Below are 20,228 nucleotides of genomic sequence, written 5' to 3'. Positions count from 1 at the left end.
GCCAGGGGGATCGATCTGTCGGCTTATACACAGGCGCTAGGGCATAACCAGCTCAACCTTTGGGTGGAGTCGCTGCTCAATCCGCAGGGTTTCCTGGAATACCGAGCCAAACCTAGGAAGAAGCTGCTCTTCCATTCCAGCTGCGTTTTTCTAATTGCCCGCACAAGCGGCGAAATCAGGCAGCTTCCCGATATCACGGTGTGGCAACACATCCACGGGCTGCACAGCATCAAGATTCAGCATGAAGGTGTGCTCAACGAGACCAACTCCCTGGAAAACTCGCCAGGCCATGTGTTCATCCTGGACAAGGACCGCTTAGTTATTCATGACAGCATTCGACTTTTACGCGAGGCCGAGCCGGCCATCTATCAGGGCATGCTGAAATGAAGAACAGTAGCTCCGAACTAGGGCTGGCCGAGGGCGGGGTATACACAGCACCAGTGAATCTGTTCCTGTCTGCGACCTTCATCCTTACCCTGGCACGCGCAATGACGCTGCCCTATGTCGTGGTCTATTGTGCAGAACGATTCGGTCTGGGCGTCGCCGACGTCGGATTAGCGCTGGGGGCGGCTCTCATGGCGAGTTCCCTCTTCAGCCTGTATGGTGGATTTCTGGTCGACCGGTTCTCCAACTACCAAATCCTGCTGACTGCGGGAGGGCTGTTCGCCTTGGCGTTTGGCACTGCCTATTGTACCGATTCGCTGGTCGCGTTCTTCGCGGCGATTGTGATGGTGAACCTTGCCTACGCGGTCATCGACATCGCCATAAAATCCGGCATCGCCGCCCTAGTGGTCGCGCAAAAACGCGGGGCAGTGTTCTCGGTAAAGTACACGCTCACCAATATCGGTTTTGCCGTGGGGCCCTTTCTGGGTGTGCTACTGGCTCAATTGAGCCCTGGCTTGCCTTTCGCGGTAGCAGGATTGGTGGGGACGCTGTTCGTTGCGATCTACGGGTTGCTGGGCGAGAAGAGCTCCGCGACCGTTGCCCCCCTTCGCAACACAACGGCTTTCTCAATGTGTTGAATTACCTGGGCAGGGACTATCGGCTAGTGTGTTTCACCTTGGGTGGATTACTCAGTGCGATCATCTTTGGCCAGTTCTCGGCATACCTGTCGCAATACCTGCTGGTGACCAGTAGCCCGGAACAGACTTACCAGATCATCAACTACTTGGTCACCACCAATGCCTGCGTGGTGATCGGCCTGCAATACCTGGTGGGCTCGCGTATTAACCAGGCCAATTTGTTCCTTATGCTGTGTCTCGGGATGCTGTTCTTCCTACTAGGCCTGATCGGCTTCAGTCAGGCAGACGGAGTGCTCGTGTGGGTTATCGCCATGGCCGTGTTCACGATCGGCGAGATCATCATCATTCCTACCGAATACCTGTTCATCGACTTCATCGCCCCTGAAAACCTGCGTGGCGCTTATTACGGCACCCAGAACCTGTCGAATTTGGGCGGGGCCCTCGGGCCGATGCTTTGCGGGGTGGCGCTTTCGCTATACCAGCCGCAGGTCATGTTCTATCTGCTGTGCCTGTGCGTACTACTGGCGCTAGGTTTCTATTACATGGGCTACAAGTCCAAGGAAGGCGCGCATGATTCACTTTAATACGGCTGGAGCGGGCCTGCTGTCAGCGCAGGCTTTGCAAGCGATGCAAACCTTCCTGCAGGCCGAGAGCGAGCAGGGAGCCTACGAGACCGAACTGGCCAGCGCCGAGGTGCTGGATCACGCGGTCTATCAGAACATTGCCCGCCTCCTTGGGGCGCAGCCAGCTGACATTGCTCTGTTCGACAGTGCAACGAAAGCCTGGGTAACTGCGCTGGATGCACTGGACTGGCATTGCGGTGACCGCATTCTGATAACGCCCTACGAGTATGCAGGCAACCTGATCGCACTGGATAACCTGCGCCAACGTCATGGATTGATGATCGAGACTATCCCCTTACTGGATAACGGCGATCTTGACCTGGCTTGGCTCGCAAGATACATGCGCGATAACGTAAAACTGGTCTCGGTGGTGCACGTGCCATCGTGCTGCGGGATCGTCAATAACGTGGCGGCTATCGGCAGACTACTGCGTGGCTATCCCTGCACCTACTTCGTCGACGCCTGTCAGTCGGTGGGCATGTTGCCGATCAATGTCCAGGAGATCGGTTGCGATGTCCTGACGGCCGCCGGGCGCAAGTTTCTCTGCGGCCCCAGGGGCACCGGTTTCGCCTGTTTGTCCGCAGCATTTCGTGCCCGTGCTAGGCCACGTTTTACCGACCTGCACAGGGCAACCTTCAGTCTCGATAGCGGGGTGACCCTGGATGTGCAGGACGCCCGTTACTTTGAATACGCGGAGCGAAACGGCGCCACGCTGATGGGGCTGAACGTTGCGGTTCTGGAGCGGCTGCAGGGCGGATATGTTGATGATTGCGAGGCTTATCGCTTTCTCGTGGAATCGCTCAAGGGATATGAAAACCTGCAGCTCATCATACCGGGCGCATACCAACGCGGGATAATTTCATTTTTCCACGAAAGCATATCGGCACCAGAAACCGTCGGTTTCTTCCGCAGCCGAGGAATCAACTGTTGGCCAGGGTATGCCTCCCATACGCCTGGCTACATGACTGGCCGGGTCCCAGCGCGCTTCGTACGTGTCTCGTTGGGGTGCACCAATACCATTGCGCAGGCTGAGCAGTTTCTGCGTTTACTTCAAAGCATGAGTCGTTGAATGCAGTGGCCTGTATACCGGCGCTCGACATACTCGTCGTGTTAAAGCGGCTTTTTGGCTGATCGTTATAGCTGCGCCAGCGCCAGAGCCTCTATCACCTCGACTTAACGAATAGGGACTCTCGATGAACGACGTGAACAAATTCAAACCGACAGTCGAGATAAAGAACCGTCTGCGCCCTTTGTATGAAAAGGACAACTGGCATTGGGTAGTCGGACTCTCGCTCGATCTGGGAGTCATTACGCTAGCGGTTATCCTGAGCCTGCAAAGCCCGTACCTTTATCTGTTGACGGTGCTACTGGTCGGCTCGCGACAGCGGGCAATAGCCTCGTTGCTGCACGAGGCCGCGCACATGACCTTAATGAGCAACAAGGTGCTCTGCCGAGTGATTGGTGAGTACTTGCTTGCCTATCCGATCTTCCAGAACTACGAGGCCTACCGGCATTCCCATGTGAAGATGCATCACCATCATCTCGGCGACCAGCTTACCGATCCCGATCACCGTTATTATATCGAGTCGGGGTTATATGCGGCTAGCGATCGGCTTGATTTTCTCTTGCGCCATTTGCTCAAGAGCATCACGCTAGCCAATACCTCGCACTACTTCATCTACTTGGTAAAAAATCGGGCGGGAGACATCATTACCAAGCCTTGGCAAGGCTTCAAACTACTGCTCGTGCACCTGGCGATCCTAGCGGTGTTCTGGTTCTCGGTGGGCCCCCTGGGGTATTTACTATTCTGGCTCGTGCCGTACTTCACATCCTTCCAAGTGATCGGCTGGTTTTCCGAGATTTCCGAGCACTTCGGCATGTTCGGGGTGTACCAAGATGAGGTAAAGCTCACCCGTAACCGCTTCCCTAGCCTCATTGAACGCCTGTTTATCGGTATGCACGGCGACAATTACCATCTAACACATCATCTGTATGCCGGTATACCCTACTGGAACCTGAGAAAAGCGCACCTGATCCTGATGGATGATCCTAAGTATGCCGAAGCCAACCATGGTTGTGGTGGTATTTTCACTGCCAAGGGTGATGCCCGCTCAAGCCTGGGACAGATCTTCGAGGCTTATCGCAGCGGGAGGATCAGCGCTGTCATAGGCACGGAATGACACATGCGCGCCCCTGAAAACAGATACCCACCGCGTCTACCATTCTACGCTTCCAAACATCAAGGACAGAGCAAATGCAACAGTTCGGCAACGAGTTACTGTGAAGATCATCGTTGACGGGATACCCGCGGTACTTCCTCTCGCTCTTCGCTTTCATGACGCCCTAGGCCTGGCGTTCATGCAGTTGCTCGTAGTCCTTCCGAGCAATGGCCGCCGCCATCTCGATCATCATCGAGTTGATCACCCCCTGCATCGGCTGGCGAATTCGTCGCTGGCTGATGCCTTGATTGCCATTGCGAGGTCGGTAGATCCAGAGCGACGATACGCCGCCCCTTCAAGTCGATCGCTCCCTCAGACGCTGCCACCCATGGAAGGGCAAGGGAGACCTACACCATTCACCACGAGGTGATCGATTTAGCGATGCACCGCCGCATGCATCAGGCTTTGGTACATGCCGCGCTGGAGATGGCTGTACCACGGCGAAAGCCACGAGAAGAAGTGCTGCTGCACTCGGATCGTGGCAGCCAATACTGCATATACGACTACAAGGCCCTGCCGCGGCGACATCGCATCGTCCCAGCCAATTCCCTTCTCGCCATCCCCGCGAGCGCGGAAACCCGGCGGCTTCTCGCCTAGGTGTAGTGCTCCGCTCCGAGGGCGTAGATGTTTGTTCCTCCCCCTGGGATGTGCCACTTTGGCAGATGGTGGCAGGCGTCCCCTGCCCAAAGTAACCAAAGGTCTCCGCACCAGCATACGGGCCCGGCGGAACCGGGTTTTCCTCACGAATCCCCCGCAGTGGAAGCACATTCCGACAACGCGTCCCTATGTTGACCGGGACCTTCGCGACATCCCTTTCGGCCCGGCCTCCTGAGCAAGGGGTTCCCTCGGCCCGCTGAAGGGGCGTTCGGCGCGCGGACGTTTCTTCGTAGGGCGCATGACGCCTACGGTGTTATCCGCCGAAACCGTCCTTAGCGGATAATCGCGAACGGCTATGCGCCCGCCCTACGGGCCAGGAAAGCACGACCGCAGGAGCGCACGGCGGGTTGGCGGGTTGGCTGTAGGGAGCGGAGCCGATCCGGCACACCATCACCGCCCTGCGCCCAGACAAAAACGGCGCCCGAAGGCGCCGTGAAAGGCAAACTTCAATACTCCGGCGAATACACCCCGTGCTCGCCCTGCCCCGCCAGCAGCTGGCCGATGATCTCGTTGTGCATGGCCAGCAGGCGGCCGTTGCGCTCGTTGAGCAGGCGGCATTCCTCGACCTGTTCGGCCAGTGCCTGCCAGTCGCGCTGCAGGATCTGGCGGCCGGCGCCGGGGAAGTGTTCGAGCAGGCGCTGCATGTCGGCGCGGCCGATGTCCAGGCCGAAGGCCTGGAGCACCCTGGCGCGGCGTTCGGCGCGTTGGCGGACGGATTCCACCAGTTCGCCGATGCGGGTGTTGCAGCGGGCGATGGCCTCGCTGTCGCGGGCCATCAGTTGGTCGTGCAGGTCCAGCAGCGCGGTGCGCAGGTACAGGTAGTCCGCGCGGTCGAGGCGGATGTCGACCTCGATCAGTTGCAGCAGGCGGGCGCGTCTTTCGCTCATGCACCGCCGCCGTGGAAGTCGAGCATGCTGCGCGACAGCGCCTCGGGGTCGAGGGAGACCTCGCCGCGGGCCAGGGCGTCGCGGATCGCGGCGACCTTGTCCAGGTCCACTTCCGGCAGCGCGCCCAGGGCTTCCTGGACCTGCTCCAGCGGCAGCGCGCCGCTGGCGGCCGGCGCCTGGGCGGCGGGGCGGGCCGCTTCCTCGCGCTGGCTGCGCTGGGGCGCGGCGCTCTGCACGGGGGCGCCGATGACGGGCTTGAGTTGCCGGGTGATTTCCATGTTCGCGTCCAGAAAAAGGTGTCTATCGAGCCTCAGGCGACCGGCTCGGCGAAGAACTTAAATCCTGCCTCATGTGCCCTGGCTCCGCCACCAGGTCTGCGCCGCCAGGCCGTCCTGGATCTTCTGCTCCTGGCGCGCCAGTTGCGCCTGCCATTGTTCCAGGCGCGATTCGATGACGTGCTCCAGCACCTTCTCGCCGCGCATGGCCTGCAGCAGCTCGCCCTGGATGCGCTCCAGCGCCTGCTCGGCCACCTCCAGCTCGCGCTTCTGCAGCGCCAGCATCCTGAACAGCGTGGCCTTGTACTGCTGCTGGTTGCCGCGCTGCAGCGACGTGCTGGTGGGCACCACGAAGCCGCACAGGCGCGTCAGGCCGGTGATGTTGTTGCGGTAGCGCTGGCACAGGCCGCGCTGGTAGTTCACCCGGCCGAGCATCTCGCGCACGCGGTTCTGCCGCACGCCGGCCAGGCGGCGCAGGGTGTCGATCTGTTCCTTCATTGCCGCAGCACCTGTTGCAGGGTTTCCAGGCTGGCCGCCAGGTCCGCGCCTTCGTTGACTTCCTGGCGCAGGAAGCGCTCCAGCGCCGGGGCCAATTGCACCGCGCGGTCGGTGCGGGCGTCCAGGCCGGCGGTGTAGCCGCCCAGGGGGATGAGTTCGCGGATCTTCTCGTAGCTGCCGTGCAGTTCCTTGAACTGCCGCGCCGCGCGCAGGTGCGCCGGCTCGCCCACCTGGGCCATGCAGCGGCTGACCGAGGCACCGATGTCGATGGCCGGGTAGTGGCCGACGTCGGCCAACCGACGCGACAGCACGATGTGCCCGTCGAGGATGGCCCGCGCGCTGTCGGCGATCGGGTCCTGCTGGTCGTCGCCTTCGGCCAGCACCGTGTACAGCGCGCTCAGGCTGCCGCTGCCGGCCACGCCGTTGCCGGCGCTTTCCACCAGCTCCGGGAGCATGCCGAACACCGATGGCGGGTAGCCCTTGGTCGCCGGCGGCTCGCCCAGGGCCAGGGCGATCTCGCGCTGGGCCATGGCGTAGCGCGTCAGCGAGTCCACCAGCAGCAGCACGTTGCGGCCCTGGTCGCGGAAGTAGGCGGCGATGCTGTGGCACAGCTCGGTGGCCTTCAGGCGCATCAGCGGCGACTCGTTGGCCGGCGCCACCACCACCACGGCCTTGCGCCGGCCTTCCTCGCCGAGGGAGTGCTGGATGAATTCCTGCACCTCGCGGCCGCGCTCGCCGATCAGCCCGACCACCACCACCTCGGCCTTGGTCTGCCGGGTGATCATGCCCAGCAGCACGCTCTTGCCCACCCCGCTGCCGGCGAACAGGCCGACGCGCTGGCCCTTGCCGAGGGTCAGCAGGGCGTTGATGGCGCGCACGCCGACGTCCAGCGCCTCGGTCACCGGGCGGCGCTTGAGCGGGTTGACGCTGGGCAGCTGCGCCGAGAGCGCATCGCGCCCGCCCAGGCGGCCGCGCTCGTCCAGCGGCTCGCCGAGGCCGTTGACCACCCGCCCCAGCCAGGATTCGTCGATGCGCAGCGCGGCCTGTTCCTCGGCCGGGAACACCCGCGAGCCGGCGGCCAGGCCCACCGGTTTCTTGAACGGCATCAGGTAGGTGGTGTCGCGGTTGAAGCCGACCACCTGGGCATCCAGCAGGCTGCCGTCGGCCTGTTCGACCAGGCAGCGCTGGCCGGTGGCGCGGCGGCAGCCGAGGCTTTCCAGGAGCATTCCGGAAACCCGCACCAGGCGCCCGCTGACCTTGGCCAGCTGGACCGAGTCCAGCGAGCGCAGGGCCTGGTCGAAGTCCAGGCTGAAGCTTTCGCCCAGGGCCATCGTCAGTCGTCGCCCAGCAGGTGCTCGCCGAGCACCTGCATGCAGCTGTCCAGGCGCTGCTGGCAGCCGATGTCGGTTTCTTCCTCGGCGGTGAGCAGGCGGCATTCGCCCAGGGCCAGGCGCTCGTCGGGCACCAGGCGCCAGGCGGCGGCGCGCTCGGGGGCCAGTTCGCGGATGCGCGCGCACTCCTCGGGGTTGAGCTGCAATTGCACGCTGTCCGGCTGTTCCGGCATGGCCGCCAAGGCCTCGTCGGCCAGGCTCAGCAGCTGCGTGGGGTGCAGCGTCAGCTCGCAGCGGATGACCTGCCGGGCCACCTTCTGCACCAGTTCCAGCAATTGCTCGCGGCGCTGCGCCTCGAAGGTTTCGGCGAAGCGGCAAAGCTCCCCGCACAGCCGGTCCAGCGGCTGGGCGGCGGTCTCGAAGAGGCGGCGCCCCTCCTCGCGGCCTTCCTCGCGCCCCAGGCGCAGGCCTTCCTGGCGGCCCTGGCGCAGGCCCTCGTCGTGGCCAGCCTCGCGGCCCTGCTCCAGGCCCTCGCGGTAGCCCTTGTCGCTGCCCTGCTGGTAGCCCTCGGCCACGGCCTTCTGCAGCTCGGCGGGATCGCCGCCGTGCCATTGCTCCTGCAACGCCCCGCTGCAGCGCGGCGGGAAGCGGTACGGCCGCCAGTCGCGGGCGCCGCCGCGGATCACCTTGACCGTCATGGCTGCCTCACTCCACCGTCTGTTCGCGGAACAGCTGCAGCTGGATCTCGCCTTCGGCGGCCAGCTCGCGGACCATCGCCATGATGTCGCGGCGCACCTGCTCGACGCGGCTCAGCGGCACCGGGCCCTGGCGGCGCTTGATGGCGTCCATCTGCTGCGCCTGGCGCTTGGGCATGGCGCCCTGGATGGCCTTGACCAGCGCCGGTTCCGCGCCCTTGAGCGCCACCACCCACTCTTCCAGGGGGATGGCCTCGAGCAGCGCCTGCAGGGTGTCCTGGCTCTGCCGGGAGAGGATGAAGAAGTCGTACATCTCTTCCTCGATGCGCTCCACCAGGCCGGAGTCGTGGCCGCGCAGCAGCTCGAACATCTGGTTCCGGTCGCCCTTGAAGCGGTTCATGATGTCCGCCGCCTGCTTGATGCCGCGCACCTGCGAGCCCTGGGTGGAGAGCACCGCCAGGCTGCGGTCGATCAGCTGTTCCAGCTCGGCGATGACCTCGCTGCTGACCTCGCTGAGGTTGGCGATGCGGTACAGCAGCTCGTCCTGGCGCTCGGCCGGCAGGCACTCCAGCACCTGGCTGGCCATGGACGGCGGCAGGAAGGCGAGGAACACCGCCTGCATCTGCGCGTGCTCGTTGGCGATGAGCGCGGCGAACTGCTTGGGGTCCAGCCATTCCAGGCGGGCCATCTTGGCGCGGATTTCCTCGCCGTAGATGCTGTCCAGCAGGCTGCGGGTGATGTCGCTGCCCAGGGCCTTGCCGAGCATGCCGGCGAGGTAGCCGCGGGAGGCGCCCTTGATGCTGCTCTGCTCCTTGTAGTCTTCGAAGAAGCGGCCGATCACGTCCGAGACCATGGGCAGCTTGACGTTGTTCAGCCGCGCCATGGCCTGGCTGATGCTGATGATCTCCTCGCGGGAGAAGTGCCGCAGCACCCCGGCCGAGGTCTCGTCGCCCATGCTCAGCATGAGGATCGCCGCCTGCTCCATGGAGCTCATGGCGCGCCGGCGCACCGGCACGCGCGCTTCGTCAGCCGACGGGGTTGAGGTCTCGCTCATTGCGCCCTATCCATTGCTTGATCACTTCGGAGACCCGCTCGGGATCGTTCTTGGCCAGCATCTGCAGGTGCTCGATCTGGTGCTCCAGGCCCGAGCCCGGCGCCGGCAGGCGGATTTCCGAGAGCGGGTTGAGTTCGCTGAACAGGCCCAGGGCGCGCGGCGCATCGCCGACCCGCGCCAGCAGGCGTTCGCCGTGCTCGTTGGCCAGCAGGGTGCCCGCACCCTCCTCGCCCGCGGCCGGCGCCGGCTTGCGCTGGGTCAGGCTGCGCACCGCGGGGCGCACCACCAGCAGCAGCAACAGCAGGCTGACCAGGGTGAACACGCCCAGGCGCACCCAGCCCTGCAGTTGGGCGTCGTCCCACCAGCGCACCGGCTCGTCCAGCGGCGCGGAGGCGACGAAGGGCAGCACGCTGAGCGACAGGCTGTCGCCGCGCGCGGCGTTGAAGCCCACGGCGTTCTTCACCGCCTGCTCCAGCTGCTTGCGGGTTTCCTCGCTCCAGCCACCCTCGGGGCGGCGGCGGCGTTGATCATCACCGCCACGCTCTGCTGGCGCAGGTTGAAGGGCGCGTGCCTGACGTGGGTGATGTCCTGGTCGTAGTCGAGCTGGCGGCTGGATTCCTTGCGCTGCGAGGTGGCCGCCTTGTCCTGGCTGCCCTGGGCCTGCTGGGCCTGGGCGTTGTTCGCGCCCGGCTGCGGCTCCGGCGGCTTGGCCGGGGCGCGGTTGCTCAGCGAGCCGGGCACGCCCAGGGCCAGTTCGTCCACGGTGTTGTCGTCGCGCAGGGTCTCGCGGCGCAGGCGCGGCGTATCGCCGTAGCGCTGCAGGGTCTCTTCCTTCTGGCTGAAGTCGATGTCGGCGGCCACGCTGACGCGGTAGTTGCCCGGCCCGACGATGGGCGCCAGCACCTGCTCGACGTTGGCCACCGCCTTCTGCTGGAAGTCGTCCACCAGCTGGCCGTTCTGCTGCGCCCCGCCCCAGGCGGCGAGCCCTCGGGAGAGCAGCACGCCGTGCTGGTCGACCACGCTGACGTTCTCCGGCTGCAGCTGCGGCACGCTGTTGGCCACCAGGTTGACCACCGCCGCCACCTGCTCGGGCTTGAGCCGGCTGCCCGGGGCCAGTTGCAGCATCACCGAGGCCTTGGCCGGCTCGCGCTGGCTGACCACGAAGGAGCTCTGCTGGTCGATGGCCAGGTGCACGCGGGCCTGCTGCACCCCTTCCATGGCCATCACGGTGCGCGCCAGCTCGCCTTCCAGGCTGCGCTTCAGGCGCACGTCCTGGACGAACTGGCTGGTGCCCAGCGGCTCGTCCTTGTCGAACAGCTCGTAGCCGGCCGGCACCGCGACCTTCACGCCCTTGGCCGCCAGCAGCATGCGCGCCCGCGCCAGCTGGTCGTCGCGCACCAGCACCTGGCCGCTCTGCGGGTGCAGGCGGTAGGCGATGCTGTCGGCGTCCAGCACCTGCATCACCTCGGCCGCCGGGTAGGCCTCGCCGGCGCCGTACAGCGGGTGGAAGGCGCCCTGGTCGCGCCACAGGTACCAGGTGCTGCCCAGGGCCAGCAGCGCGGCGGCGCCGGCCAGGCCCAGCAGGCTCAGGCGCGGGTCCAGGCGCAGCTTGTCCAGGGGCAGGCGGTTCTTGATCTTGTGCAGCACGGTTCAGCCCTTGTGCGCCGTCACAGCGGCATGTTCATGACTTGGTCGAAGGCGGTGGTGAGCTTGTTGCGCACCTGCAGCAGCGCGCTGAAGGACACGCTGGCCTGCTGGCTCTGGACCATGGCGCCGGCCAGGTCGTCGCTGCGCCCGCTGTCCACCGCGGCCATGGCCTGGCTGGCCTGGTGCTGCTGGGCGTCGACGGCGCGCAGGGCGTCCTCGAAGGCGTTGCCGAAGCCGGGCTCGGCGGCGCCGCCGGGGGCTGGGCTGGCCGGGCGGATGGGCGCGGCCGACAGCTCGCGCAACTGCTGCATCTGCCCGAGCATCTCGCTGCGGGCCTGCTCGATGGGGTTCATGGCGACTCTCGGGTCAGAAGGACAGGTTCACGCCCTGCTCGCGCATGGCGTTGAGGCGGTAGCGCAGGGCGCGGGGGGTCATGCCGAGGCTTTCCGCGGCCTTGGTCTTGTGCCCGCCGAAGCGGCGGATGGTGTCGATCACGTGCTGGTACTCGGCCCACTTGCCGCTGGCGCGCAGGGCCGCCTTGCCGCCCTCGCCCGGCAGCGGCGGGGCCACCGGCACGCTCGCCGCCTGCTCGGCCGGCGGCGCCAGGCCCAGGTCGCGCGGCTGGATGAACAGCCCGGCGCGCAGCACCAGGGCGCGCTGGATGACGTTCTCCAGCTCGCGCACGTTGCCCGGCCAGTCGTGGGCCAGCAGGGCCTGCCGGGCCGCCTCGGTGAGCAGCTCGGCATGGCGCTCCTGGGGCGCGTACTGGCCGATGAAGCGCTGCGCCAGGGGCAGGATGTCGTCCTTGCGCTCGCGCAGCGGGCTGATGTGCAGCGGCAGCACGTCGAGGCGGAACATCAGGTCGGCGCGGAAGCGGCCGGCGCTGACTTCCTCCTGCAGGTCGCGGTTGGTGGCGGCGATGATGCGCACGTTAAGGCGGATCTCGCGTTGCCCGCCCAGGCGCTCCACGCGCTGTTCCTGCAGCACGCGCAGCAGCTTGGCCTGCAGGCCCAGGGGCAGTTCGCCGATCTCGTCCAGCAGCAGGGTGCCGCCGTTGGCCTGCTCGAACTTGCCCGGCTGGGCGCTGACCGCGCCGGTGAAGGCGCCGCGCTCGTGGCCGAAGAGGATGGACTCGAGCATCTGCTCGGGGATGGCGGCGCAGTTCACCGCCACGAAGGGCGCCTGCGGCTCGGCGGAGAAGCGGTGGATGTAGCGCGCCATCAGCTCCTTGCCGGTGCCGGTCTCGCCGCTGATGAGGATGGGCGCGCGGGTCTGCGCCACGCGCTGGGCCAGGGCCAGCAGGCGGCGCCCGGCGCGCGACTGCGAGACGAAGCCCTCGCCGGCCACCGCCGCCTGCTCCTGGCGGTGCAGCAGCGCAGTCAGCTGGCTCTCGCTGAAGGGCGCCAGCAGGTAGTCGATGCAGCCCATTTCCAGCAGCTGGGCGGCCATTTCCTGGTCGGCGTATTCCACCACCGGCACCAGGCTCAGCTGCGGCACGCGCTGCAGCAGTTCGCCGATCTGCGGGAAGCTGCGCTGCGGGCGGCGCTCGGCGAAGACGAAGACCGGGCCGCAGGCCGCTAGGTCGACGCCGTCCAGCTCGGCCGCGTTCTTCACCCGCAGCACGCGCCGGCCCAGGCGCGCCAGGCCGTCATTGAGCAGGTCCAGGCCGATCTCGCCGGCGCCGCCGACGATCACCACCTGCTGATCCGCCAGGCTTGCTTCTTCACTGCAACTGGCCAATTGACTGAACTGTTTCAATGCAACTTTCCTGCGTCTGGGCCGCCCACGGGACAGCACTCGGTTATTCCATCCAAGCCACGGCGGCGATGAACTTTCATTTGCCGGCAGGCAGTGGCCGAACGAACTTCCAGCCTCTATAGGAAGGAATGACCGAATACCTTCCCCTTTATCCGAAGAGGGCCTTAAGGAATGGCTTTTTCCTGTCGCCCTTCAATCTTGCCGGGGAACTTTTTCAGCAGAACCCCGTCACAGGCGCAACGTTAACCAGATCACAGGGAGACTGCCGAGTCAGTTTTCGTCAAATCCGCTCAGGCGCCCGAAAATGACGATCAAAAACGTCATTTGATATCTATTGATTTAACCGCAAGCCCCCGCCTCCCTAGACTCCCGCCCCATCTGCAGGCTCTGCTGCGCGTAAAACCCGCGCCAGCGGCGAGCGCCCCAGGTTCGCCCCGCGCCGCCTCGGCCGCGCCCCGGCGAACGCCTTCGCAGCCCAACTTCCGGAAGTCGACCCAACCCATGACTGGCCAATCCAAAGTCCACCACGGCGTGCCCTCGGAAAGACTCGTGCGCCTGCAGCCACACAAGTTGGGCCGGCATTACCACAGGGTTCCGCAATATATTCGCGAGATCGCCCACAAGCATCCGCGCATCATCAGCGATTATTTCCTGCGCAGTTACCGCATCAACCTGGAACTGCAGAAAGTCGAGGTCCAGGAAAGTGCGCCGCGGCCGGCCGAATGCATCTTCCGCTGCCCCTTCGGCAAGGTCGGTTTCGCCATCGACCGCCCGCTGCTGACCGAGGCCCTGGAGTGCTACTACGGCGGCACCTCGCTGCCCAGCCACGACACCCCGCCGATCAGCACCTCCGAGCAGCGCATGCGCAAGCGCCTGGGGGTGGACGTGACCCAGCTGTTCGCCCGCTCGCTGCTGCTGGGCGATACCTTCGGCGAGCTGATCCCCCACGACAACGACTACGAGCTGGTGAGCTGGGAGTACGTGGCCGAGTTCCACTTCCTCAGCCACATCACCGGCAGCCAGGCCTCGCTGTTCATCTACCTGGACGCCGAACTGGCCGACGCCCTCACCACCCGCCTGGCCGGCCCGCCGCCGGCGCGCCTGAACGGCAGCCCGGCGCAGCACCTGGTGCACCTGCCGGTGCGCCTGGACTGCGTCATCGCCGCCCTGCAGCTGCCACTGGCCCAGGTGCTGGAGCTGCGCCCCGGCGACATCCTGCCGGTGCGCCTGCTGGAGCGCTGCGAGGTGCAGGTGAACCAGCAGAAACTCTTCCGCGGCACCCTCTTCGAAGAAGACGGCGGCCTCTTCCTGACCTCCCTCGAGAGCGTGAAAAGCCCATGAGCCAAGTCACCGACAGCGAACTGGACAACCTCCTCAACGACGCCGGCCTGGCCCTCGACGAGGCCGCCCCGGCCGCCGCCCAGGACAGCCCGGCGCCGCGCCAGGACCTGAGCTTCTTCGGCAAGATCCCGGTGAACCTCACCCTGGAGGTGGCCTCCACCGAGATTTCCCTGAAGGAGCTGATGGAAGTCGATACCTCCAGCGTCATCGTCCTCGACAAGCTGGCCGGCGAGCCGCTGGACCTGAAGGTCAACGGCGCCCTGTTCGCCAAGGCCGAGGTGGTGGTGATGAACGGCAACTACGGCCTGCGCGTGCTGGAACTGTGCGGCGCCGGGCTGGACGACCTGGCCCGATGAAACGCGCGCGGCACTGGCTGGCCCTGGGCCTGGCGCTGGCCGGCATGCTGCCCGGCGTGGTGCTGGCCGCCGGCGGCGAGATTTCGCTGCTGAGCCTGAACGACACCGGCCACGGCCAGGAACTGAGCGTGAAGCTGCAGATCCTGGTGGTGATGACCCTGCTCGGGCTGTTGCCGGCCATGCTGCTGATGATGACCAGCTTCACCCGCTTCATCATCGTGCTGGCCATCCTGCGCCAGGCCATGGGCCTGCAGCAGAGCCCGCCGAACAACGTGCTGGTGGGCATCGCCCTGTGCATGACGCTGCTGGTCATGCGCCCGGTGTGGAAGGAGGTCTACACCGAGGCCTACGAACCCTTCCAGAGCGACGCCATCACCCTGGAGGAAGGCCTGGGCCGGGCCAAGGGCACCTTGAGCCGCTTCATGCTCGCGCAGACCGGCAAGACCTCCCTGGACACCCTGCTGGCCCTGGCCGGCGAGAAGATGCCGGCGGACAAGGCCGAGCTGGACTTCTCCCTGCTGCTGCCGGCCTACGTGCTCAGCGAGCTGAAGACCGCCTTCCAGCTCGGCTTCATGATCTTCGTGCCCTTCCTGGTCATCGACCTGGTGGTGGCCAGCGTGCTCATGGCCATGGGCATGATGATGCTCTCGCCGATGATGATCTCGCTGCCGTTCAAGCTCATGGTGTTCGTCCTGGTCGATGGCTGGGCGCTGCTGATGGGCACCCTCACCTCCAGCATCCAGCCGTTCTGAGGCCGCCATGCTCACCCCGGAATACGCCGTCGAGATCATCGCCAACGCCGTGCACATCACCGCCATCGTGGTCTGCGTGCTGGTCGTGCCGAGCCTGCTCGGCGGCCTGCTGGTGAGCATCTTCCAGGCCGCCACGCAGATCAACGAACAGATGCTCAGCTTCCTGCCGCGGCTGCTCATCACCCTGGGCATGCTGGTGTTCGCCGGGCACTGGATACTGCGCACGCTCAGCGACCTGTTCATCGAGACCTTCCGCCAGGCCGGGCACCTGGTCGGCTAGGCCCGCAGCGATGCACGCCAACGAGTCCCTGCTGCAGGCCAGCCAGTACCTGCAGGAACTGCAGCGCTACTGGTGGCCGTTCTGCCGGATCATGGCCATGCTCGCCATGGCGCCGCTGCTCAACCACCGTTCGCTGCCGCGCCAGGTACGCATCCTCCTGGCCATGGGCCTGACCCTCGCGCTGGCCGGCGCCCTGCCCCGCCCGCCGGCCATCCAGGCGCTATCCGCCGAGGGCCTGCTGGCGGCGCTGGAGCAGATCGCCGTGGGCGCCGTGCTGGGTCTTGCGCTGCAGCTGGTATTCGTGATCTTCAGCCTGGTGGGCGAAGTGGTGTCCACCCAGATGGGCATGGCCATGGCGCGCTACAACGACCCGGTGAACGGCGTGTCCTCGTCCTCGGTGGTCGGCCAGCTGTACTTCCTGCTGCTGGCCCTGCTGTTCCTCGCCAGCGACGGCCACCTGCTGGTGATCAGCGTGCTCTACCAGAGCTTCCACTACTGGCCGGTGGGCGGCGGCCTGGCCTACGCCGGCTTCGCCACCCTGGCCTACGCCCTGGCCTGGGTGTTCTCCGCCGCCACCCTGATCAGCCTGCCGCTGGCCTTCTGCATGTTCCTCGTGCAGTTCTGCTTCGGCCTGCTCAACCGCATCTCGGCGGCGATGAACCTGTTCTCCCTGGGCTTCCCCATGGCCATCCTCGCCGGCCTCGCGTGCATCCGCCTGACCCTGCCGGACCTGCCCGACACCTACCTGCAGCTCACCCGCGCGCTGCTGGACAACCTCGGCCAGCTGCTGCGAGGCGCCAGCCATGGCTGAACAGGGCGGCTCCCAGGAAAAGACCGAAGAGGCCAGCGAGCACAAGCTGCGCCAGAGCCGGCAGAAGGGCCAGGTGCCACGCTCCAGGGACCTGGCCGGCACCGTGGCGCTGCTGTGCACCCTGCTGGTGCTCAAGGCCTGCGTCGGGCGCTTCTTCGACGGCCTGGCCGAGAGCTTCCGCTTCGCCTACCTGGACCTGAACCGCAGCGAAGTGGGCCTGGACGACCTGGCGCTGATCCTCGGCCAGCACATCTGGCTGATGGTCCAGCTGCTGCTGCCGCTGCTGCTCACCCCGCTGCTGGTGGTGGCCTTCGGCATGGTGCCCGGCGGCTGGATCTTCGCCTCGGCCAACCTGGCCTTCAAGGCCGGCAAGCTCAACCCCATCACCGGCCTTGCGCGGATGTTCTCGATGCAGAACCTCACCGAGCTGCTCAAGTCGCTGCTGAAGATGGCGGTGCTGCTGATCGTGGCCTGGTACCTGCTGCTGGACGCCCTGCCGCAGCTGATCGCGCTGCAGCGCAGCGACATCCGCAGCGCCATCGGCGGCGCCCTGGGCCTGCTGTTCGACACCCTGATCGGCCTGCTGGCGGTATTCGTGTTCTTCTCGCTGCTGGACATCCCGCTGCAGCGTTTCCTGTTCCGCAAGCGCATGCGCATGACCAAGCAGGAGCGCCGCGAGGAGCACAAGAACCAGGAAGGCCGCCCGGAAGTGAAGGCACGCATCCGCCAGGTGCAGCGGCAGATGCTGCAGCGCCAGATCAACCGCGTGCTGCCCAGGGCCGACGTGGTGCTGACCAACCCGACGCACTTCGCCGTGGCCCTCAAGTACGACCCGAAGAAGGCCCAGGCCCCCTACGTGCTGGCCCGCGGCATGGACGAGATGGCCCTGTACATCCGCCAGATGGCCGCCAAACACGACCTGGAAGTGCTGGAGGTGCCGCCGCTGACCCGCGCCATCTACTTCAGCACCCAGGTCAACCAGCAGATCCCGGCCGGGCTCTACACCGCCGTGGCCCACGTCCTCACCTACATCCTGCAGCTGCGCGCCTACCGCCAGGGGCGCCGGCTGCGCAAGCCGGAACTGGCCAAGAACCTCCCCATCCCCGACAGCCTGGCAAGCAGAGGCCAACCATGAACTTCCTCGAGCAGCTCCTGCCGACACTGCGCAGCGGGCGGATCGGCATCCCGCTGGTCATCCTCTCCATCCTCGCGATGATCATCCTGCCGCTGCCGCCGCTGCTGCTGGACGTGCTCTTCACCTTCAACATCGGCATCGCCCTGCTGGTGCTGATGGTCAGCGTGTCCTCGCGCAGCCCGCTGGACTTCTCGCTGCTGCCCACGGTGGTGCTGGTCACTACCCTGCTGCGGCTGTCGCTGAACGTCGCCTCCTCGCGGGTGGTGCTGCTCGACGGCCACACCGGCTCGGCGGCGGCCGGCAAGGTGATCGAGGCCTTTGGCCACGTGGTCATCGGCGGCAACTTCATCGTCGGCCTGATCGTCTTCGTGATCCTCACCATCATCAACTTCATGGTCATCACCAAGGGCGGCGAGCGCATCTCCGAGGTCACCGCGCGCTTCACCCTGGACGCCCTGCCGGGCAAGCAGATGTCCATCGACGCCGACCTCAACGCCGGCCTGATCGACCAGGCCGAGGCCAAGAAGCGCCGCGCCGAGGTGTCCAAGGAGGCCGACTTCTACGGGGCCATGGACGGCGCCAGCAAGTTCGTCCGCGGCGACGCCATCGCCGGCATCCTGATCCTGCTGATCAACCTGTTCGGCGGCGTGGCCATCGGCGTGTTCGTCTACGCCATGGCCGGCGCCGACGCCTTCCGCCAGTACGCCCTGCTGACCATCGGCGACGGCCTGGCGGCGCAGATCCCGGCGCTGCTGCTGTCCACCGCCGCGGCCATCATCATCACGCGGGTCAACGAGTCGGCGGAGATCACCGCGCTGGTGCGCCGGCAGATGCTCGCCTCGCCCTCGCTGCTGTACACGGTGGCGGGCATCGTCACGGTACTGGCGATCGTCCCCGGCATGCCGCACCTGGCCTTCTTCGGCTTCGCCGCGCTGATCGCCTTCGTCGCCTGGCGCGTGTCCCTGGCCGAGCCGCCAGGCGAGGCGCAGGGCCTGGAGCAGGCCGAGGCCATCGGCAAGGCCATGGACCAGGAGCGCGCCCAGCAGCTGGGCTGGGAAGACATCCCGCTGGTGGAGCGGCTGTCCATCTCCCTGGGCTACAAGCTGGTCGGGCTGGTCAACGAGGCCGGCGGCGCGCCCCTGGTGCAGCGGGTGCGCGGGGTGCGCCAGACGCTGTCGGAGAGCCTGGGCTTCCTGCTGCCGGAAATCCACATCCGCGACAGCCTGCGGCTGAAGGCCTCGCAGTACGCCATCCACATCAGCGGCGAGCGCATCGACGGCGCCGAGCTGCACGCCGACCGCCTGATGGCCATTCCCTCGGCGGAAACCTACGGCGAGGTCGACGGCATCCTCGGCCACGACCCGGCCTACCAGATGCCGGTGGTGTGGATCCGCCCGGAGGACAAGCCGCGCGCGCTCAACCTCGGCTACCAGGTGATCGACTGCGCCAGCGTCATCGCCACCCACCTGAACAAGGTGATCCGCGAGCACCTGCCGGACATCTTCAAGCACGACGACGTCGAGCACCTGATGCAACGCCTGGCGGCCCAGGCGCCCAAGCTCGCCGAGCACCTGCGCGCGCAGCTGAGCTTCAGCCTGCAGCACCGCGTCTACCGCCAGCTGCTGCAGGAACAGGTGCCGCTGCGCGACATGGTGAGCATCGCCACTACCCTGGTGGAAGCCGCCGAGACCACCAAGGACCCGCTGCTGCTGGCCTCGGACGTGCGCTACGCGCTGCGCCGCAGCATCGTCTCGGGCATCGCCGGGGAGCGTGGCGAGCTGTCGGTGTTCATCCTCGACAACAACCTGGAGAACACCCTGCTCAGCGCCCTGGCCATCGCCCAGCAAGCCGGCCCGGTGAGCCTGGACAACATCCCGGTGGAGCCCAACCTGCTCAACCAGCTGCAGAACACCATGCCGGTGGTGAAGGAAAAGCTGCGCAAGGAAGGCCACCCGCCGATCCTCACCGTGATGCCGCAGCTGCGCCCGCTGCTCGCGCGTTATGCAAGAGTCTTCAGCCCGGGGCTGCACGTACTGTCGCAGAACGAGATACCCGAGCGGGTGGCGGTGAACGTCCTGGGCACCCTCGGCTGATCAGCCGGGCGTCGCGCTGCGGCGCCCGGCGCGCAGCTCGGCCATCAGCGCGTGGAAGGAAACCGACGGCTGCTCCAGCGCCAGGCCGGCCTCGTACTGGCCGGTCTGGGCATTCTCCCCAGACCACACGCAACGCACCTTCACCTCGGCCTCGCGCAGGCGGTCCTCGCGGTCACGCATGCGCAGGCGCAGGTCATGCAGGCTGTCCGGCGCCAGCAGCAGGTCGCAGCGAATCTTCAGGCCGCTTTCGGAGAGGTCGGCGACATAGCCGAGCAGCTTGCCGCCGGCGTCGAGCACGCGGATGCGGAACATGGAGCGGAATACGATACGGTTGTGCTGGCGCATGCCCGACCTCGTCGTGCGGGGATTTGAAACCCAAAGCGACCGGGAGGCGGGAAACCTTAAGGTGTGCTTCGAAACTGTAGGAGCGAGCTTGCTCGCGAACAGCGGTGCCAAGCCTGGCTCCGGAGCAGGGCCGAAGTCCGTAACCCTCTCCCCAGCCCTCTCCCTGAAGGGAGAGGGGGCAGTCCGTACCGATGGTGGGATATGGATCCAGCCGGAACCTCCGGCTGACTTCGACCTTGTCGAGCACGCCGACCCAGTCCCCTCTCCCTTCAGGGAGAGGGTTAGGGAGAGGGAACGGCGTCAACCCCAGGCCATGTAGCGACAGGGAGACGCCATTCGCGAGCAAGCTCGCTCCTACGAAAAGCCCAAAAGCCCCCCAACCAACAAATCCCCCACCCATCCCCCACCGATTGCCAATCCCCACCCCAACTGATATCTGTATAAAAATA

Annotated in this window: 22 protein-coding genes and 1 pseudogene; 13 read left to right on the top strand and 10 right to left on the bottom strand. The window is 65.9% G+C overall.

Annotation, left to right across the window (positions count from 1 at the left end; translation table 11 throughout):
• The first annotated feature begins 63 nt into the window (after positions 1-63).
• The 5 genes from PKO50_RS12815 (at position 64) to gntB (ending at position 3,825) form a co-directional block, all read left to right on the top strand.
• The gene (locus PKO50_RS12815) at positions 64-387 is read left to right on the top strand and encodes a hypothetical protein (RefSeq protein ID WP_275629918.1); all 324 of its coding nucleotides are present in this window, start codon (positions 64-66) and stop codon (positions 385-387) included.
• The gene (locus tag PKO50_RS34100; protein WP_346770503.1) at positions 384-1,022 is read left to right on the top strand and encodes an MFS transporter; all 639 of its coding nucleotides are present in this window, start codon (positions 384-386) and stop codon (positions 1,020-1,022) included. Before PKO50_RS12815 ends, PKO50_RS34100 begins: the two co-directional genes overlap by 4 nt.
• The gene (locus PKO50_RS34095) at positions 1,016-1,606 is read left to right on the top strand and encodes an MFS transporter (protein WP_346770502.1); all 591 of its coding nucleotides are present in this window, start codon (positions 1,016-1,018) and stop codon (positions 1,604-1,606) included. The genes PKO50_RS34100 and PKO50_RS34095 overlap by 7 nt, the downstream gene beginning before the upstream one ends.
• A complete protein-coding gene (locus PKO50_RS12805; protein ID WP_109935516.1) occupies positions 1,593-2,714 on the top strand; it encodes an aminotransferase class V-fold PLP-dependent enzyme in 1,122 nt (373 codons plus the stop codon). Before PKO50_RS34095 ends, PKO50_RS12805 begins: the two co-directional genes overlap by 14 nt.
• A gap of 124 nt (positions 2,715-2,838) precedes the next feature.
• On the top strand, positions 2,839-3,825 hold the full coding sequence (gntB, locus tag PKO50_RS12800; protein ID WP_109935517.1) for a guanitoxin biosynthesis L-arginine gamma (S) hydroxylase: 987 nt from the start codon (positions 2,839-2,841) through the stop codon (positions 3,823-3,825).
• Between the two features lie 1,142 nt (positions 3,826-4,967).
• Here the strand turns inward: gntB and flgN are convergent.
• The 9 genes and pseudogenes from flgN to PKO50_RS12750 all read right to left on the bottom strand — a co-directional run bounded on the left by flgN (position 4,968) and on the right by PKO50_RS12750 (position 12,666).
• Entirely contained in the window at positions 4,968-5,408 is a 441-nt protein-coding gene (gene flgN / locus PKO50_RS12790; RefSeq protein ID WP_109935518.1) for a flagellar export chaperone FlgN, read from the bottom strand.
• Positions 5,405-5,686 carry a flagellar biosynthesis anti-sigma factor FlgM gene (gene flgM, locus PKO50_RS12785; protein WP_089393491.1) on the bottom strand — a complete coding sequence of 94 codons (282 nt, stop codon included), beginning with the start codon at positions 5,684-5,686 and terminating at the stop codon, positions 5,405-5,407. The genes flgN and flgM overlap by 4 nt, the downstream gene beginning before the upstream one ends.
• 69 nt (positions 5,687-5,755) lie before the next feature.
• Positions 5,756-6,181: a flagellar FliJ family protein gene (locus PKO50_RS12780; RefSeq protein WP_275629917.1), complete on the bottom strand. Its 426-nt coding sequence runs from the start codon at positions 6,179-6,181 to the stop codon at positions 5,756-5,758.
• Positions 6,178-7,512 (bottom strand): flagellar protein export ATPase FliI, encoded by a 1,335-nt coding sequence (fliI, locus tag PKO50_RS12775; RefSeq protein ID WP_275629916.1) that lies wholly within the window; start codon positions 7,510-7,512, stop codon positions 6,178-6,180. Before fliI ends, PKO50_RS12780 begins: the two co-directional genes overlap by 4 nt.
• A 2-nt stretch (positions 7,513-7,514) precedes the next feature.
• The gene (gene fliH / locus PKO50_RS12770; RefSeq protein ID WP_275629915.1) at positions 7,515-8,210 is read right to left on the bottom strand and encodes a flagellar assembly protein FliH; all 696 of its coding nucleotides are present in this window, start codon (positions 8,208-8,210) and stop codon (positions 7,515-7,517) included.
• 7 nt (positions 8,211-8,217) lie between these two features.
• Positions 8,218-9,261 (bottom strand): FliG C-terminal domain-containing protein, encoded by a 1,044-nt coding sequence (locus PKO50_RS12765; protein WP_109935522.1) that lies wholly within the window; start codon positions 9,259-9,261, stop codon positions 8,218-8,220.
• A pseudogene (fliF, locus tag PKO50_RS12760) lies at positions 9,233-10,908 on the bottom strand (flagellar basal-body MS-ring/collar protein FliF). Before fliF ends, PKO50_RS12765 begins: the two are co-directional and overlap by 29 nt.
• A gap of 20 nt (positions 10,909-10,928) precedes the next feature.
• Positions 10,929-11,261 (bottom strand): flagellar hook-basal body complex protein FliE, encoded by a 333-nt coding sequence (locus PKO50_RS12755; protein WP_275629914.1) that lies wholly within the window; start codon positions 11,259-11,261, stop codon positions 10,929-10,931.
• Positions 11,262-11,274: 13 nt separating this feature from the next.
• A complete protein-coding gene (locus tag PKO50_RS12750) occupies positions 11,275-12,666 on the bottom strand; it encodes a sigma-54 dependent transcriptional regulator (protein ID WP_275629913.1) in 1,392 nt (463 codons plus the stop codon).
• A 501-nt stretch (positions 12,667-13,167) separates the two neighbouring features.
• On the opposite strand from PKO50_RS12750, the gene PKO50_RS12745 reads away from it, so the two are divergent.
• The 7 genes from PKO50_RS12745 to PKO50_RS12715 are packed head-to-tail and all read left to right on the top strand — an operon-like array spanning position 13,168 to position 19,434.
• Complete coding sequence (locus PKO50_RS12745) at positions 13,168-14,007, top strand: FliM/FliN family flagellar motor switch protein (RefSeq protein ID WP_275629912.1); 840 nt, start codon at positions 13,168-13,170, stop codon at positions 14,005-14,007.
• Positions 14,004-14,363: a flagellar motor switch protein FliN gene (locus PKO50_RS12740; RefSeq protein ID WP_275629911.1), complete on the top strand. Its 360-nt coding sequence runs from the start codon at positions 14,004-14,006 to the stop codon at positions 14,361-14,363. Before PKO50_RS12745 ends, PKO50_RS12740 begins: the two co-directional genes overlap by 4 nt.
• A complete protein-coding gene (gene fliP / locus PKO50_RS12735; RefSeq protein WP_109935528.1) occupies positions 14,360-15,115 on the top strand; it encodes a flagellar type III secretion system pore protein FliP in 756 nt (251 codons plus the stop codon). Before PKO50_RS12740 ends, fliP begins: the two co-directional genes overlap by 4 nt.
• A 7-nt stretch (positions 15,116-15,122) precedes the next feature.
• Positions 15,123-15,395 (top strand): flagellar biosynthetic protein FliQ, encoded by a 273-nt coding sequence (locus tag PKO50_RS12730; protein WP_109935529.1) that lies wholly within the window; start codon positions 15,123-15,125, stop codon positions 15,393-15,395.
• Positions 15,396-15,405: 10 nt separating this feature from the next.
• Positions 15,406-16,206 carry a flagellar biosynthetic protein FliR gene (gene fliR / locus PKO50_RS12725; protein ID WP_109935530.1) on the top strand — a complete coding sequence of 267 codons (801 nt, stop codon included), beginning with the start codon at positions 15,406-15,408 and terminating at the stop codon, positions 16,204-16,206.
• Positions 16,199-17,341, top strand: a complete 1,143-nt coding sequence (locus PKO50_RS12720; RefSeq protein ID WP_109935531.1) for a flagellar type III secretion system protein FlhB — start codon at positions 16,199-16,201, stop codon at positions 17,339-17,341. Before fliR ends, PKO50_RS12720 begins: the two co-directional genes overlap by 8 nt.
• On the top strand, positions 17,338-19,434 hold the full coding sequence (locus tag PKO50_RS12715; protein ID WP_109935532.1) for a flagellar biosynthesis protein FlhA: 2,097 nt from the start codon (positions 17,338-17,340) through the stop codon (positions 19,432-19,434). Before PKO50_RS12720 ends, PKO50_RS12715 begins: the two co-directional genes overlap by 4 nt.
• Here PKO50_RS12715 and PKO50_RS12710 read toward each other — a convergent pair whose 3' ends face one another.
• Positions 19,435-19,779 carry a PilZ domain-containing protein gene (locus PKO50_RS12710; RefSeq protein ID WP_089393506.1) on the bottom strand — a complete coding sequence of 115 codons (345 nt, stop codon included), beginning with the start codon at positions 19,777-19,779 and terminating at the stop codon, positions 19,435-19,437. It abuts the gene before it with no gap.
• On the opposite strand from PKO50_RS12710, the gene PKO50_RS12705 reads away from it, so the two are divergent.
• Positions 19,778-20,098, top strand: coding sequence for a hypothetical protein (locus PKO50_RS12705; RefSeq protein ID WP_275629910.1), 321 nt, complete (start codon positions 19,778-19,780; stop codon positions 20,096-20,098). The genes PKO50_RS12710 and PKO50_RS12705 overlap by 2 nt on opposite strands.
• The last annotated feature ends 130 nt before the right edge of the window (positions 20,099-20,228 follow it).

Origin of the sequence: Pseudomonas sp. 273 (genome assembly GCF_029201425.1) — a bacterium.
In the GTDB taxonomy this organism is placed as follows: Bacteria; Pseudomonadota; Gammaproteobacteria; order Pseudomonadales; family Pseudomonadaceae; genus Pseudomonas; species Pseudomonas delhiensis.
This window is presented reverse-complemented; position numbering and strand designations above follow the sequence as displayed.